16 protein-coding genes are annotated in these 16,203 nt (G+C 36.3%); 7 read left to right on the top strand and 9 right to left on the bottom strand.

The features are described 5' to 3' along the window. The first annotated feature begins 9 nt into the window (after positions 1-9). The gene (locus DAY19_RS06330) at positions 10-288 is read left to right on the top strand and encodes an HPF/RaiA family ribosome-associated protein (protein ID WP_114706358.1); all 279 of its coding nucleotides are present in this window, start codon (positions 10-12) and stop codon (positions 286-288) included. A 169-nt stretch (positions 289-457) separates the two neighbouring features. After that, complete coding sequence (locus DAY19_RS06325) at positions 458-1,279, top strand: flagellin (protein WP_114706357.1); 822 nt, start codon at positions 458-460, stop codon at positions 1,277-1,279. Here the strand turns inward: DAY19_RS06325 and DAY19_RS06320 are convergent. Next, a complete protein-coding gene (locus tag DAY19_RS06320; RefSeq protein ID WP_114706356.1) occupies positions 1,276-3,477 on the bottom strand; it encodes a cytochrome c biogenesis protein CcdA in 2,202 nt (733 codons plus the stop codon). The two genes, DAY19_RS06325 and DAY19_RS06320, sit on opposite strands and share 4 nt — an antisense overlap. Before the next feature lie 234 nt (positions 3,478-3,711). On the opposite strand from DAY19_RS06320, the gene DAY19_RS06315 reads away from it, so the two are divergent. The 4 genes from DAY19_RS06315 to guaA all read left to right on the top strand — a co-directional run bounded on the left by DAY19_RS06315 (position 3,712) and on the right by guaA (position 8,848). Next, the gene (locus DAY19_RS06315; RefSeq protein WP_114706355.1) at positions 3,712-4,431 is read left to right on the top strand and encodes a tol-pal system YbgF family protein; all 720 of its coding nucleotides are present in this window, start codon (positions 3,712-3,714) and stop codon (positions 4,429-4,431) included. Then, the gene (locus DAY19_RS06310; protein WP_114706354.1) at positions 4,397-5,710 is read left to right on the top strand and encodes a hypothetical protein; all 1,314 of its coding nucleotides are present in this window, start codon (positions 4,397-4,399) and stop codon (positions 5,708-5,710) included. The genes DAY19_RS06315 and DAY19_RS06310 overlap by 35 nt, the downstream gene beginning before the upstream one ends. Positions 5,711-5,801: 91 nt before the next feature. Then, positions 5,802-7,280: an IMP dehydrogenase gene (gene guaB / locus DAY19_RS06305; RefSeq protein ID WP_114706353.1), complete on the top strand. Its 1,479-nt coding sequence runs from the start codon at positions 5,802-5,804 to the stop codon at positions 7,278-7,280. A gap of 14 nt (positions 7,281-7,294) precedes the next feature. Beyond that, positions 7,295-8,848 carry a glutamine-hydrolyzing GMP synthase gene (gene guaA / locus DAY19_RS06300; protein WP_114706352.1) on the top strand — a complete coding sequence of 518 codons (1,554 nt, stop codon included), beginning with the start codon at positions 7,295-7,297 and terminating at the stop codon, positions 8,846-8,848. A 602-nt stretch (positions 8,849-9,450) separates the two neighbouring features. Here guaA and DAY19_RS06295 read toward each other — a convergent pair. From DAY19_RS06295 to DAY19_RS06260, 8 genes are all read right to left on the bottom strand, one after another. Further along, positions 9,451-9,798: a hypothetical protein gene (locus DAY19_RS06295; protein ID WP_114706351.1), complete on the bottom strand. Its 348-nt coding sequence runs from the start codon at positions 9,796-9,798 to the stop codon at positions 9,451-9,453. Between the two features lie 307 nt (positions 9,799-10,105). Beyond that, complete coding sequence (locus DAY19_RS06290; RefSeq protein ID WP_114706350.1) at positions 10,106-11,026, bottom strand: hypothetical protein; 921 nt, start codon at positions 11,024-11,026, stop codon at positions 10,106-10,108. 115 nt (positions 11,027-11,141) lie between these two features. Beyond that, complete coding sequence (locus tag DAY19_RS06285) at positions 11,142-12,218, bottom strand: hypothetical protein (RefSeq protein WP_114706349.1); 1,077 nt, start codon at positions 12,216-12,218, stop codon at positions 11,142-11,144. Then, complete coding sequence (locus DAY19_RS06280; RefSeq protein WP_133296902.1) at positions 12,218-13,042, bottom strand: TIGR02147 family protein; 825 nt, start codon at positions 13,040-13,042, stop codon at positions 12,218-12,220. The genes DAY19_RS06285 and DAY19_RS06280 overlap by 1 nt, the downstream gene beginning before the upstream one ends. 38 nt (positions 13,043-13,080) lie before the next feature. Beyond that, on the bottom strand, positions 13,081-13,701 hold the full coding sequence (locus DAY19_RS06275) for a hypothetical protein (protein WP_114706346.1): 621 nt from the start codon (positions 13,699-13,701) through the stop codon (positions 13,081-13,083). 19 nt (positions 13,702-13,720) lie between these two features. Continuing rightward, a complete protein-coding gene (locus tag DAY19_RS06270; RefSeq protein ID WP_114706345.1) occupies positions 13,721-14,347 on the bottom strand; it encodes a hypothetical protein in 627 nt (208 codons plus the stop codon). A gap of 26 nt (positions 14,348-14,373) precedes the next feature. Next, entirely contained in the window at positions 14,374-15,000 is a 627-nt protein-coding gene (locus tag DAY19_RS06265) for a hypothetical protein (protein WP_114706344.1), read from the bottom strand. A gap of 136 nt (positions 15,001-15,136) precedes the next feature. Beyond that, the gene (locus DAY19_RS06260; protein WP_114706343.1) at positions 15,137-15,619 is read right to left on the bottom strand and encodes a CBS domain-containing protein; all 483 of its coding nucleotides are present in this window, start codon (positions 15,617-15,619) and stop codon (positions 15,137-15,139) included. Positions 15,620-15,717: 98 nt separating this feature from the next. On the opposite strand from DAY19_RS06260, the gene DAY19_RS06255 reads away from it, so the two are divergent. Next, on the top strand, positions 15,718-16,155 hold the full coding sequence (locus tag DAY19_RS06255) for a YqaA family protein (protein WP_114706342.1): 438 nt from the start codon (positions 15,718-15,720) through the stop codon (positions 16,153-16,155). Positions 16,156-16,203: the final 48 nt, after the last annotated feature.

The raw sequence follows: 16,203 nt of genomic DNA, 5'->3' as shown, positions 1-16,203 counted from the left end.
GGAGGTCCTATGAAATACAATTTAAGCTTTCACAATGTCGATCACTCAGATGCTTTTGAAGACTATGTTGCAAAGAAATTAAAAGGTATCTCACACGATCATAGAAATGTGGGGCATATCCAATTCGTGGCCGATAAAAAAGGTCCAGAATATATGTTCTCTGCAAATGTTAATGGTCATAAGCATCAATTCCATAAAAAAGCTAAAGGAGACAACGTTTACCAAGCCGCAGCAGATGTTCTAGTGGCCTTTAAAAACTGGTATCGAGATCAAAAAGTTGCCAGTTAGTTGAGATTACTAGGTATTAGATAATCTTTTCATTTTAACTTCCAAACACCGCCCAGAGCTCAAGGAATTTTCTTAAGCTCTGGGCAAAAATTTCCGATAAATTCAATAACATTCAGTTTCACTCAAGGTTAGAGTGAATTTAACAAGTACTAACTAGGTAATATCAAGGATGAGAGTAGGTACTAACGTCACATCGCAATTAGCGAAGCGAATGTTAGGTAATGTGAATGATCGCCATATGAGCGAGACTCGCAAACTATCAGGCGCTAAGCGTATCTATGAAGCTGCAGTAGATCCTGCAGGTTCTGCTATTGCGCTTAAAATGACGGCCCAGAACCGCTCTAATCTCCAGGCCCAAAGAAATTCAAACGATAGCTACTCAATGCTAGAAATTGCTGATGCAACGATGGGGACGATGCATGATATTGCAATACGTCTAAAAGAACTTTCAATCCAAATGGCCTCCGACACATATGCGCCAAGTGAGAGAAGAAATGCTGATAGAGAATTTCAGCAGCTTACTAATGAGATGATTCGAGTCCAAGAAAATGCACAATACAATGGAACAAGACTTCTCGATGGCACAGGTCGAGACCTTGAGATGCAGGTGGGGATTCGAAATGATGCTAAGAATGATCGAGTTCGCTACAATATTAGTGAAATTATGACATCAAATCGCCACCTTAGTGCACACTCTGTTAATACCAAGGAGAGTGCTAGAAATGCCATGCAAGCAGCCGATGATATGATAGAGAAGATTTCACACTCTCGCTCAAAGGTTGGTTCAACAATGAAGCGAATCGAGAGTACGACAACAAACTTACAAATTAATTATGAAAACTCAGAGTCTGCGAGATCAAAGATTGAAGATACTGACTTTGGAGAGTCTGCTGCTAAAAAGGCCTTGGAGTCAATAAAGTTGGAGTCAGCAACTGCCTTTTTAGCACAAGCAAATGTTGGGCCTTCAGCAGTTGCTAAGTTACTTGATTAGTTTACACCAAGTGCCTTTTTAACTTCACTTAATGAAATTGTCTCACCAAGTTTAATAAGATTACCTTTATCATCAATAACAAAGTAGGCCGGAACTCCTACCATTCCTTGTGACTTAAGCCATTTTCCGATATGCCCATCTTTCTTTGTCCAGTCTCCAAGTAGTAAGTCGACATTATTCTCATCAACCATCTCTTTAAATGAATCTGTATTTATAACGAGCTTCTCATTAACTTTACATGTGATACACCAACGTGCTGTGAAATCGATAAAAGTTAATTTCTTTTCATTAATTCGCTGGTTCATAGCATCTTCTGTCCACTTAACCCACTCTAGGCCTTCACGCTTTTTGTCTTCAATAAGAGAGTTCCCACTTCCACTAGTATTAAGTGGAGTTGTAACAGAAGTATAGCCTAAGTATAAAGTAGGGATTAGAACGAGAATTGTCGCATAGACTTTCTTGGTCATTTTCTTTCTCATGTAAAAGAAGAAGAAAGTAAATACCAGCGCTGATTTTATATACATCATGGCAACAGCAGAACCAACAAGAGCTGAGTAAACGTCTAGTAGCCAAACTACTGTAAGGATAAGTGTTAGGCCAAGTAGCTTTTTAACGTGCTCCATCCACATACCTGGCTTAGGTAAGAAACGGATAAGAGCAGGAAAGAATCCTGTTAATAAGAATGGAGCACTTAGTCCTAGACCGATAAATAAAAAGATTAAAAAGATATTTAACGTCGACTCAGAAAATGCAAAAGTTAGCGCTGTTCCTAAAAAAGGAGCCGAACATGGTGTTGAGAGAATCGTTGCAAGAACACCGCTGATAAAATCACCTGAGTACGTATTCCTAATTTCAACATTTCCTAAGGTTGAACCTCCTGGAGTTTTGAATTCAAATAGTCCGAATAAGTTAAGGGCCATAATAAAGATGACAAAGACCATTAAAGAAACAAAGAGTGGAGATTGTAATTGGAAGCCCCAACCAACTTGTTCACCTGATGCCTTTAATCCAACAATCGCAGCTGCTAATGCTACAAATGTGGCCATAACACCAAGAGAGTAGAAGAGATTGTGCTTAAAGATTCGCCCACGACTTTCTTTTGAGTGTTTAATTAAGCCAAAGAGCTTTAGTGAAATTACCGGTAATACACACGGCATGATATTTAAGATTAAACCACCAATAAAGGCCATGAGTAGAAAGTAAGGTAGTGAAGAACCTGACTGGTTATTCATTACTTTTGAATCAACTTTCTTTTGAGTATTATCTACTGGTGTTAGGGTTTTATAGAAACTAGAAAATGATTCACCATTTTTTCCAAAAGATGCCACTTCGTAATCAACTCTATAACTTTCATTAGTCACTGGATCATTAAAGACAAATTTGAACGTAATAGGCTCTTTAAAGTTACCATCTTCTGGTAGGGGATATTCTGGCTCAAGATATGCACCATCCCAGTCCATCATGAAAGAGCCGTAATGATTTCCCTTTTTATCTTTATAAATCTTTTCTCTCTTAAAAGTGAATGGACTCGTTGTATACGGTGTCAGAATATTTTGAGCTCTCTTAAGCTTTTGTCCTTCTCCAGTAATATTGTAGAAAAGGGCCATATCATCACCATGTTGAGTTAGTGTGATATTTAAATATGTTGGTAGAGTTCTCTTTCTTGGAAGATTATTGAATCGCTCTACAATTTCACTCTCAGAGATCGTAATATCATTTTGGCTTGATGAAAATTTTCCATCGCTAAATGTACCTTTAATGATTTTTTCTTGTGGGATACAAATATCACGACAGATTAAATATTTAAGATGAACTTGAAAGTTATCACTATTTTTAAATTGGTTATTTAAATAGAAGAAGTAAGAGTAGTCGTTCTTATGACCAAATGTTTGAATATCTCCTTTTTCAATGAACTTATGAGGAGTAGGCCATTCAACCATCTCAAGGACAATCTTATCTCCTTGGTCTTTAAACTCAAACTCTGTGGCAAGTCCAGAATCACCAGGATTTTCCCAATAGGTGTGCCATCCTTCTTTATTGCGTAGGTTGATGACGAGAAAGTTGGAGTCATTAATTTTAGTTGAGGTTACTTGTGTCTTTAGGAGATCAGAGTAGTCTTCTTTTTGAGCATGAGCTGTAAAACTGCTTAGGAGTACTCCCGTAAATACTATAGAGAGCACAAGTCTTAATTTATTCATCTTTTATCCTTAATGATTCTTAATAACTGATAAAGCCTTAGCGGTAATTATACGCTAAAAATTCACGCTAAATCCATGATTTGACAAAGATTTGACGTTAAAAACCGAGAAAAGACATTTAAAAGCTTAAATTTATTAAGTGCTTGAAATTACGTTGGTCTAATTTTTACTAAATATTTTAGTCTGATATCCGAAGAGATAATAGAAGAGGTACTAATAAACGAGGAAAAAAACGTGAAAACCTTGAATAAATTATTTTTTGCAATGGCCGTGGTTTCGCTAACATCTTGTAGTTATGTTGAGCATTTTGAAAAACGTGCTCAAGTTATTAACGGACTAGAGGATCGAATTCTTCTTTTATCTAAAGAGAATCAGGATCTAAAGAACAAGCTGATGCAGGCCAATTATAAGGTTAAGACTCTTGAAAGTCGCAATTTCTATCTTGAAACACAATTGAAGGATAAAGCGCCAAAGAAAGAGACTTATAAGCAACGTGAGATTGCAAGTGTTGCAAAGGTAAATAGTAACGACCTTGTTAAGTATGACGTGTATAAGTGGGATGCAAAAGAGATGATCTCTATTGCTCAAAAAGAATTTGATGCGAAAAATTATGAAAAGAGTGCACAGTTCTTTAACTCATACACAAAGAATTTTCCTAACTCAAAAGATGTCGATGCTGATTTCCTCTTTCAAGCTGGTGTCGCAAGTTACGAGTCAGGTAAGCATTATGATTGGAGTGAGAAGTACTTCACATATCTTACAAAAAAGTATCCAACTTCAAAGTATTACTTAGGTGCTAAGCTTTGGCTTGGAATGAGTTACCTAAAGCAAAATAGAAGAGATGAATTCTTTGCTGTCGTTGAAGAATTCAGAAAGAAATATAGAAACACTCCTGAATGGAATATTTTAAGTGGGCACTATGAGAAAATCGTACAGAAGTATAAAAAGAACTAGTTTACTCGTTCTAACATTAATAAGCTCTTTTGTTATGGCCGCACCTGAGTCCTCAGTTGAGAGAACTCCTCGTGCCGTTGTTGCCAAGGTTCAAGGGAATGTCTTTGTTACTAATGGCGATAAGACAAAGAAGGTCGATGCTGGAAGTTATCTTTATGATTTCGATGATATCTTTACAGAAGTCGGAGCAGAGCTTGTTTTTAGAGATTACTTCGATCACGAATACCATGTCTCTGGTTCAAGTTATATTTCAGTTCTAAATAAGATTGTTGAACTTAAGTCTGGATATATCTGGGTTAAGTCAATGGAAGAGACTGATGATTCATTTCAATTACAAACAGTAAACTCGACAATAAATTACAATAATGGAGAGTTCATTGCTTCTTATGATCCAGATAATGGAAAAACTCAAATTCTAAGTATTAAAGGAACACATACTTTTAATAATAATGTTTATGAATTTATGAAAGAAAAAGTTGGGCCAGGACGATTTTCATTTATAAAAGAAGATTATGAAAATGGTGCGCCAAGAGTTCCAACGCCTATTTCTTCAAGTGCATATCAGGCAGTCACATCTTTATTCCCAGCAGTTAAGCCAATGGATGAGAGACGAATTGCTGCAAAGGCACCAACACACAAAGATAATAAAATCAAACAAGAGCTTTATTCAAAGAAGGCAAAGCGCTCTACGGCCTCAGTTCATTTAAGAGAGGAGATGAGAGTATCTAATAAGCCTGGTGAAATTGTTGTACGTCGTTCAACTTATGATCAAACAAGACGTAATATTGCTTCTGTTCCAGTAGAAGAAAACAGCAGAAGTGAAAAACTTGAGAGAATTTATAGAGAAAAAATGAGAAAACTTGCTTCACAGGCACCTGCGAAAAAGCCTGTAAAAAAGAAGTTTAAGCCAAGTTATACAAAGAAATCTGATGTAGAAGTAAATATTCATCGTTCGAACTTGCGAGTTCCGGCCTCTGATGATTCTTCAACTCCAGATCTGCCACAAATGGCCCCTGAGATCGTTCCGGAAAAGCCGGCACCAGTAAGAAAGTTTCGTCCAGCGAAGCCTGCGCCACAGGCGGCTCCAACTCCAATAAAGAAGAGCTCATCTCGTAATCCGGCATCTGTTCCAAGTCCTGTTAGGGATGATCTAAAGAACGATATCTTTGAGAGTTCTTTGCGTCGTGAATATATCAATCAAAAGAAGCATAACGATGCTATCAATAGCTTAATTAATGATCTTGAGAGTTATAGTCAGGATTATAAGCAAGCGTACTAAAAAAAAATCCAGCTATTATAAAAAAATGATCTCAGTTAAAATATAAGCAATTATTTTGCTTATATTTTAACTATTTAGCTGGGATTAAAAAATGTCAAACACACCAATTGAACAGGCCTTAACTTATGATGATGTCTTACTTAAGCCAGGCTATTCTGAAGTCCTACCAGGGGATGTAAATCTAAACACAAAATTTTCTCGAAATATTCATTTGAATATTCCAATTGTATCTGCGGCAATGGATACAGTTACAGAATCAAAAACTGCAATTGTTATGGCCCAACAAGGTGGAATAGGGGTTATTCATAAGAATATGAGACCTGAAGACCAAGCCTGGGAAGTAGAAAAAGTTAAGAAATTTGAATCAGGTGTTGTCTTAAATCCAATTACAGTTAAAGAAGATATGCATCTTGAGGATGTCATTCGATTAACAAGTAAGAATAAAATTACAGGTGTTCTAGTTGTTGATGATAAGGACTATCTAATCGGAATCCTAACAAGTCGAGATATTAGATTTGAGCAAAACCTCAATCAGAAAGTTAAAGATATCATGACGCCAAAAGATAAGCTTGTTACTGCTGTTGAAGGAATTGAATTAGATGAAGCACAAAAGATCCTTCATAAGAATCGCATTGAAAAGCTTCCTATCGTTTGTAAGGAAGGTAAGCTTAAAGGGCTGATTACGATTAAGGATATTTTAAAGAGAATTAATTTTCCAAATTCTAATAAAGATAGTCTCGGAAGACTTCGTGTTGCTGCTGCAATTGGAGTGGGAGATAAAGAAGTTATGCGTGCTCAACACTTAATTAATGCAGATGTTGATTGCATTATTATTGATACTGCTCATGGACATTCTAAAGGTGTCATTGAGATGGTTAAAACAGTACGCTCATTAATTAAAAAAGATCAAAATGTTGATATTATCGCCGGAAATATTGCAACACCTGAAGCTTGTCAGGCCCTAATTGATGCCGGAGTAGACGGAGTAAAGGTAGGAATTGGTCCAGGATCTATTTGTACAACTCGTGTTGTTGCCGGTATTGGGGTTCCTCAACTTTCGGCCATTATGGACTGTGCAACAGTTTGTCATAAGGCAGCTATTCCATTTATCGCAGATGGTGGAATCAAGTACTCTGGAGATATTGTTAAGGCCCTTGCTGCTGGAGCAAGTTGTGTCATGCTAGGTTCAATGTTTGCTGGCTGTGATGAAACTCCAGGTGAAATGGTTTTATATCAAGGACGAACTTATAAAGTTTACCGCGGAATGGGATCTCTTGGTGCCATGAAACTTGGTTCTAAGGATCGTTATGGTCAAGGTGATGTTGATGATCAAAAACTCGTTCCAGAAGGAATTGAAGGACAAGTGCCTTATCGTGGAAGCCTTGCTTCAAATATCTATCAATTAAATGGTGGTATTAGAAGTGGTATGGGCTATATCGGTGCAGAAACAATTGTTCAAATGCAAGAAAAAGCACAATTTGTAAAAATCACAGCGGCGTCTTTAAAAGAAAGTCACCCACATGATGTCATGATTACAAAAGAAGCACCAAATTATCAAATTGAGAAATAAAAGGTTTTAAAAAGATGAGTGCAAGACAAATATGGATCGTGGACTTTGGTTCACAATACACACAATTAATTACAAGAAAGTCTCGAGAACTTGGTTATTCAAGTGAGATTATCACAGTAAAGAAGGCCCGTGAATTCTTCAAAGAAGGCAAAAGACCTAATGCTTTAGTTCTTTCAGGTGGGCCACAATCTGTTTTTGAAGATGATACCAATTATGACTTTGTCTTTGATAATAAGGACCTTCCAATTTTAGGTGTCTGCTACGGTATGCAACTTATGGGGAAGTACTTTGGCGGCGTTGTTGAAAAGGGAACAATCGGTGAATATGGCCATGCTAAAATCCATCTTTTAAATGGATTTAAAATGGATGGTGTTCCTGATGAAGTCAATGTTTGGATGTCACACTCTGATCATATCTCGAAGCTACCAAAAGACTTTGATTTGGTCATGGAGTCTGCAAACGGTCTTGTTTCAGCTATTGAACATAAAGAGCGTCCAATGATGGGGCTTCAATTTCATCCTGAAGTTGAACATAGTGAACATGGAAAAGATATTTTAAATCATTTCTTTAAAGATGTAGCAAAGCTTGAAAAAGACTGGGATGCTACAGAGATGCTTGAAGAAGCAAAAGATCTTGTACGCGGAATTGAAAAATCAAAGGTTCTTTGTGCATTTTCTGGTGGAGTTGACTCACTAGTTGCAGCTCAACTCTCACATGAAGTTATTGGAGATAATCTCTATTGTTTCTTTGTTGATCACGGACTTCTTCGTCCACAAGATTATAATCATATCGAAATATTAAAAGAAAAAACAAATCTTAATATTGAAGTTATCGATGTTAAGGATGAGTTTATGGCCAATCTAAAAGGTAAGTCAGATCCAGAAGATAAGCGTAAGGCCATTGGTAAAACTTTTATTGATGTCTTTGAAAAGAAAGTAAAAGAATATCAGGACTCCCACGATATTAATTTTGAATACCTTCTTCAGGGAACTTTATATCCAGATGTTATTGAGTCAATTTCTCCACATGAAGAAGATGGAAAGTCAGTAACAATTAAGTCTCACCACAACGTTGGTGGACTTCCTGAAAGAATGAACTTAAAGCTACTTGAGCCTCTTCGTTATCTCTTCAAAGATGAAGTAAGAAAAATGGGAGAGGAATTAGGTCTTGAGCACGGCTGGGTTCATCGCCACCCATTTCCTGGTCCTGGAATTGGGATACGTGTTCTAGGAGAGCTCACAGAGACTCGTATTGCACAAGTTCAACAAAGTGATCAAATTCTATTTGAAGAATTACACGCAAATAATTTATACCAATCAACATGGCAGGCCTTAACAGTTTTACTTCCTGTTAAAACAGTTGGTGTAAAAGGTGATGGACGTGCTTATGAAGAAGTTATTTGTCTTCGTATGGTTAATTCTAGTGATGGAATGACTGCTACTTGGACAGATATGCCTCATGCATTCTTATCTCGCGTCTCATCTCGTATCACTAATGAGGTTAAGGGAATCACGCGAGTGGTTTATGATATTACGTCTAAACCTCCTGGCACCATTGAATGGGAATAGCACCCGCATCATTTTGCATACGCAAAATGGCATGCGGTGCTACCGCCCGTGGCTTGAAATGAAACAATACTTCAACCGACCGACGTTTATGTCGGTCGTGTTGTTTCTGGCGGTATGGGAAATACTTCGCAAAAGACGCGGCTATAGCGCCTCATGCTTGAATTTTAATACTTATCCAACAAGCCTGCTTTTAAGCAGGCTTTGTTGCCTCAGGCGCAATGGGAAGGTCTACGAATTGTAGTACCACCCAACCTTGCGCCTAAGAGTACGCGACACCTTTATACAATTTAAACAAGTTATATTCTTATTTTCATTTTTTAAAATTATTTCTTTAAGATAATTGTCTTAGATATTATTAATTCTAACTAAGTTTTAGTGTGAAAATTAGTTTTTCTAATTTAATGAGTTGTTGAAATCATGAATATTCTTTTGGCTTAATATTTTTTTGTATAACTAATTAAAAATGCATAAAGGTGTCGCGTACTTTAAAAAGCCCCCGCAATTGAGTACCACCCAGCCAGCGCCAATTAATCACTTCGTGATTAATTTAGCGAATACTTTAACCCTTGGCCCAGTATTTACTCATTAAAAGTTCTTTTTGATTATTTTCGACAGACTAGCTTATAAACAGTACCACCATTTACACTGGCCAATTCAAAGCGATTATTCATGTCGAAAGTTGCTGTTGAAGCAATACCTTTTGTATAATCTGGCCCAAAAGTGATTTTAGCGACGTATTTTTCTTGATCGTATTTAGTGAAGACAAAGTATGCTTCTTCAATATCTGCATGAATCTTGTCATCTGAGTAATCAAATGCCTTCTCAAGCATCACTTCTTTACGTTGTGAATTCCCAAGATTATCTCGAAATGTTTTTGATCCAACGCATTCCATAGCAAAAGTGCTTGAAGCAAGAATTAGTGCGAGTGTGATTTGTGTCATTTTCTTCATTTGAAATTCCTTTTTATTTGGGGACTTCAAATTCTAAGAAATGAACGGTTATTAAGCAAAGATAATCTAAGCTTAGTTAGAAAGTGTAAGATTTTTCTCGATTTTTAGTGGATTTTGAACTTACTGGATAAGTTTTACGAGTTCTCCACTAAAAGCACGTGACATTAGAGCTGAGAATAAGAATATAAAGAATGTGGCCAATACTTGTTTGATAAATTTCTTTTCCATGAAAGAAATCTTACTAAATTTTAACAATAGGAAATACTTTTTTAATAATTGCCTAGGCAGTGTTCAGAATTTTACTTAGTTACTGAGCAAAAAGGTTAAGTTGATCAAGGCGAGATTCGCTCTTAGAAAAGATTGTTTCAACTGAGTGTTCAAGAACTTCACGTTTTTCGAAACCGTTATCATAAGTTTGGATGACAAAGAATGACATACGTGGAAACTTTGCTTTAAGCTCTTTCATCGCATCTGTAATGAGATCAATATTTCCAGCATCGTCATCACTCATCCCAAAGCGGTGATAATCAGAGTATCCGTATTGCTTTATAGCGAGTTCAACTGATTCAATAATGGCCTTGTACTTTAATTCTGGCACATTGTAGTTTTCACTTTCACCACCAAGACGTACTCGTGTTTCAGGATTTGAAACGGCGTAGACAGTGTGAAAATTTGGCATATTCGGAAGATGGCCTTCATTGTAGATAACCTCAATTCCTTGCTTGATGGTATCTTCTCGGTGGCCGCGAGCAGTAATAATAGAAACAGGTCTTTTGTTATAAGTTGCATGATAGAAGTGATTCCAGCTTGGAGCTTTCCAAGTAGAATCACTTCTTTCAAGTGCATTCTGGATATCGGTGATTAGTGACTGCTTTCTTCCGGTTAGTCGTTGAGTAAGCGAAAGATCTGAATCTCTAAAGTTACGGAAAGTTCCCGTCTCATCATCGAAGTCCATATGATAATCTTTATATAAACCTTCTTTACCAATAATTTTGTTGTGAGCAGCGAATTCGTGAGAAGAAAGAAGCTTCTCTTCGCCAGTTTCATTATGAAAGATAATAATAGGTGTTGAAAGGAAGACAACATTATCGTCAAAGTCAAAGAAGTAAAAAGACTTTCCACCTAAGTGAAAGTTACGATCTTGCTCACGTGGCAAATCGAAACTTAGCTCAAGCTGTTCCTTATTCTTTGGGACTTTATGTCGATGGCGTCTTCTGGTAAAAACCATTTCCCTCTCTCATTATTATCTTTATCGTTGCATAATCGCAGAATAGATGGTCGTGTTCAACAAAAGAGAGGGGAGTGCGCATTTTTTACAGATGCTAAGGTGTTGAAATCTTAAGTTATATACAACGCTCGTCTCTTAAAACACCTAATAGAGAAGAGATAATCATATTTATATCGCTCTTATCCACTACATATGACTCACTCGATAGTGAATTGAGGCTTTGCTCAATCCCTGTGCAGATAAGCCAATTTTCAGATGCAATGCTTACGGCACTGATGAACTCAGATGTATAATTCTTAAGCATTGAAAGACTCTCTTGATTCACTTCAAGGTTGGCCATTCTTACCTTAAAATAGAAGTCCTTTAATAGAAGCAGTGTTAAAGAGTTTAGTATCTTATAGTTATTTTCACCCATAATCGTTTGGTATGAAAGCTTATCAACCATAGGTATAACATCTCTTAATAATTTGTAGTCTGCTCTCATTGTTTTTAATAAAGAAAGCTCACCGGCATCCTTTTTTATAGCTTTTGAAAATTCAATATTAAGCTTTATCAGTTTTGCTAGTTCAATTGTATTATAGTTTTTTAACTTCTTATTTGCTTGTTCAAAGTAGTTTAATTCCTCTTCAATTGACTTTGAATGAAATGAGCGAAGTTGAGTCGTTTTCACAATATCAAAAGATTGCTTGGCCCACTTCATTCTGAAGTTACCAATGTCTAGAATATCTTGTTTCTTAAGAACAATGCTTGAGTACACATAATTATCATCGTTAATCCCTTGCGCCCTAAGTAGTTCATGTAAAACCATTATATTAGCTAGGCGCGAGTTCTTAAATATATTATCCCAATGTAGCTCAGGTATCTCATCTCCCACATAAAGAGTAATACTTCCTGGCTCTCCAATTGCACTAACAGGGTTTCCAAGATTATCAATTAATAAATCTTTAGATGTTCTAATTGTTTGAATATTTAGATGTCTTTTAAGTAGAATAGGTGAGATGAGGACATCATCTATTGATTTAAAACCATCTTTATAATATTCAATGATTCCTTGGCCAGTACTAATAAATCTTAGTCTAACTGTATCTCCACCATTTCCCACACCTGATCCACCAGAGCGAACTGTTGGTTTTGCAAGTACAGTATTTGAAATTGTTAAAATCGATAGTGCTAAAATTAAAAGTACTTTCATTATTCAACCTTATTGGAAATAGCAAAAAAGTTAATTGCTAAATGATATAATTGATTACCTTCAAAATCCTTTTCTATAAATTTTTGTGAAAACTCTTCTCTGAATTTTCTTAGTTCTTCTTTGGCCTGAGGAAGATTTTCTGCTTTAATACCGAAAGTAAATCCAGAAAACTCTCTTTCAAGTGGTGCCTGCTTAGAAACTGCTTCTTTTGCAAGTTCTGCGATATTTTTATGATATTCCTGCTTTGCTAGGTTAGGAATATCATTGGCCGTAAAAACAGTTCCATGTGCCTTTCGGTAGGAACCATCTTTAACGATTAGCATTTTGAGTTTTGTTAATAATTCAACACTCTTTCTAATCTCATTTAAAGGGTAGTGATGGATTAAACTCTTTTGAATCTTTAATGGTGTTAGTTGCCCATCAATAAGGCAAAATAGCTCTAAGATAAAGAAGTTTAGAGGACTTCTTATTAATTCGTAGCTATCGACTTCATATACCTCAATTGATTCATTATTTTTTTGTATCGATTGAAGATAAAACAGTCTTTCTTCTTCCGACTTTGCCGCTTGAAGTTTAACGAGTTTTTCAAAATAATCAGCTTCACTTGTCGTTAGTTTCAAATTCTTTGCAATGCTTATAATATACTTGCTTGGAAGATTTCTCTTTCCATTTAAAACCTGGTGTAGCTGAGTATGTGATTTGATACCGAGGTTGTTGGCCCAAGATCTTATTGAAAAGTTGGGGTTATTTTCTTTCTTCTTTAGCCAAGTATCTCGTAGGTATAAAGATGCATTCACGTAGTTGAATATATCTACGTGATGCATATTATTTGAATTTGGGGAATTTGTTTCTAAATTCAAGTCTATTTAAACCTAACGTTTAGTCCGTGCTCTAGATCCCATTTACAGTTGTAACCTTTGCGACCTTTTGTAAACATGCTCATATCTTCTGAGATTGATAAGTCAAACTTTCCGCCGTGAAAAGTTGCATTACCAAAGACTTCGTTTTTAAGATACGAATCTTTATTCTTGTAGAGATCATAACCTCCAAAACCATCACCTTCACCGATTAGTTTAAGAGTGAATCCAGCACACTTTTTCTTATCTTGTGATGTGATAACCATCGAAATACGATCAGAACTTGTCTTTGTAACAGATGCTTTAAGTCTAATATTGTAGTTTTTCGTTTTAGTAACTGATTGATCAAAACAAAGAACACCAATCGTTCCTTGGGAAGCTGCTAGTGTTATTAATCCTGTGATTGGACTAACGGCATAAGCAATTCCAGTTCCTAGCAGTGCTAGGAGTTCATAGTCACCCAATTTATAACTTGAGCAGCCTTTTAAAAATGAAGCACCTAGATATTCAAGAGCGATTCTTTCTTTACCTTTATATTCTCCACTGATTTCTTTCTTTCCAAAGAAAGCATTTGTGTTAAAGCTTGCAAGCGTTAGTAATGTGAAAATCGTTATTAGTTTTTTCATTTTTTCCCCCACTAATAAATTATTTTTTTAGACTAATATTTAGACCGTGCCTAAGATCCCAAAGACAATTGTGTCCATTGCGACCTTTTGTATAAAGTTCTAGTGCCTCAGTAACAGCGATATCAAGTTCTTTGTCAGCATAAGTCGCAGTACCAAAGACTTCATTCTTTAAATATGAATCTTTATTCTTATAAAGGTCATATGCGCCAAAACCATCTGGTTCACCGATTAACTTAATAGAAAAACCTGCACACTTCTTCTTATCTTTTGAAGAGATCATTAACGTAATTCTTTCTGAGTTTGTTTCAACTACTTTTGCCTCAAGTTTTACTTTGAAGATATTCGTGCGGCCAACGCTCTTATCGACACAGGCTGCTTGTTTCCAGCCTTGCATAAGGGCAAAAGTTGCTACGGATGCAGCAGGAGAAAGTAGTGTCGCTAAGCCTGCAGCTGCAACAGAGGCAACATTAAAACCAAATCTCGAATCACCATTACAGTCACCAAGTAATCTAATTCCATTATAGTTTAGAGATATCCTTTCTTTACCTTTGTATCTACCAGAGATTCCCTTTTCCTTGCCAAAGAAGGCCATTGAGCTGGTACTCATAACTGATACACATAAAATCGTTGCAATTAACTTTTTCATACTCTCTCCAATTAACTCTTTTTTTCTTAGTTACAGCCGTTATTTCTCATTAAACGATATGCACTCAGTACGTTTCTTCTCTTACTCATGACATCTCTAGTTTGAAGTGCAAAAGTTAAACTCTTTTTTGCACACTCATATTTTCTTGAGAATGTACTATCCTCGATAAGATCAATTGCCAGTGTTGATACTCGATCAAGAACAGCAAGTTCTGTCTCATCATTTTTTGCTCTTTCACCTTCAGTTAGTCCACGTGAGAGAACGTCTTGTACATATTCTTTGTGATTACCGTAACACCAAAGACAAAGTTTTCTTGTTAGTCGGTAGTGGAATTTATCAAGGTCACTAATGGCATCCCTTAAGTGTCTTCTAAGGAAGAGTACTTGATGCTCAGTTGATTCATATACTTGAGTTCCATCTACTGCACTTGCAAGAGTTGTGTAAAAGTAGAAGAAGTTTTTCTTAGGAGTACTTTCAAGTACAAAGTGTGATGCATCGAGAAGAATTTCTAGTTCTTCTTCATATGTAGTTGTGTCAAAACCACTTACGATTGCATTCTCTAAAATAAAACTCGTATCTTTACACCATTTACTAACTTCAGCATTTGCCGTTAACGCTAAAAATGTACAAACCAAAACTAATAAATTCTTCATAACAAACCTCCAACATTATTTCGTTGAGGCTTTTTATCCAGTGCGACGAAGAATTAAAATGCGAATGTATACAATCTGTATCAAATTTGTAAACAGTCAGCCTGATTTCTTGTAAATGTTACGTGTTTATAGAGATTTACCAGTTGGTTCCCTTCATGTTGTGAATTACTTCAAAGACGGTTGTCCTTTCAACGATTCCAATGACTTGTCCATTCTCAATAACGGGAAAGGTGTGGTAGGGGTAGTGAAGAAATAATTCCACGATGAATGTTAGAGTTGATTCTTTTGGAATCGTCACAACATTTTCGCTCATATAATGTTCGACCTTAGATGATGCATGATTATAGTACTTGGCATCAAGGCTGTATTTGAGACAGTCTTTTTGAGAAAGAAATCCTACAAGACACTCATGTTCATCAACAACGGGAAGTCCTGTTATTTGATGCTTAATAAAGAATTCTCCAGCTTGCTGAATATCCATATCTGCATGAAGTGGCAGCGATTCTTTAATAACTCGGTTTATAATATTGTAGCTTGATGTAAAGTGCTCATCCTTTTCTCGTTGTCTTGGGGCCTTATCCCTTTCAATTGGTGGAGTATAATTTACCATGGTGATCATTCCTTGAATTAAATTTGTATCTGGCTTTATGCTGATTTTATTGGGGAATTGTTAAAAGATTTTGCTTAATTGTTTGAAAATAATCATAATGATGAACAATGGACCTTATTCAAGAATATGGGGTTTTTGGCCTCTTCTTAATCTCATTTGCAGCAGCGACGATCCTGCCTTTTAGTTCTGAAGTATTTCTCTTTAGCGCTGTAAAACTAGGACTTCCCAAGACTTCAATTTTCTTGGCCGCAAGCTTTGGTAATTTTCTTGGTGGAGTGAGTTGTTATTACCTTGGCCATCTGGGGAAATTAAGTTGGTGTGAAAAATTCTTTAAAATTAGTAAAGAGAAAGTTCTTAATTTACAACACCACATTCAACGCTTTGGGACCTTACTTGCTTCACTTACATGGATGCCAATAATTGGTGATCCCATGGCCGTGGCACTAGGATACTTTCGATGTCGCGTCGCGCCTACTTTTATCATGATGTTCATCGGTAAAGCGTTGCGTTATGTCTTTGTTATTTGGTTAGCAAATGAATTATAAGAATATGACAAAACACCTGGAAAATGGGATAATTAAATGCACGACACA

Origin of the sequence: Halobacteriovorax vibrionivorans (assembly GCF_003346865.1) — a bacterium.
In the GTDB taxonomy this organism is placed as follows: Bacteria; Bdellovibrionota; Bacteriovoracia; order Bacteriovoracales; family Bacteriovoracaceae; genus Halobacteriovorax_A; species Halobacteriovorax_A vibrionivorans.
The sequence above is the reverse complement of the archived record's forward strand: the minus strand, read 5'-3'. Positions and strand labels throughout refer to the sequence as shown.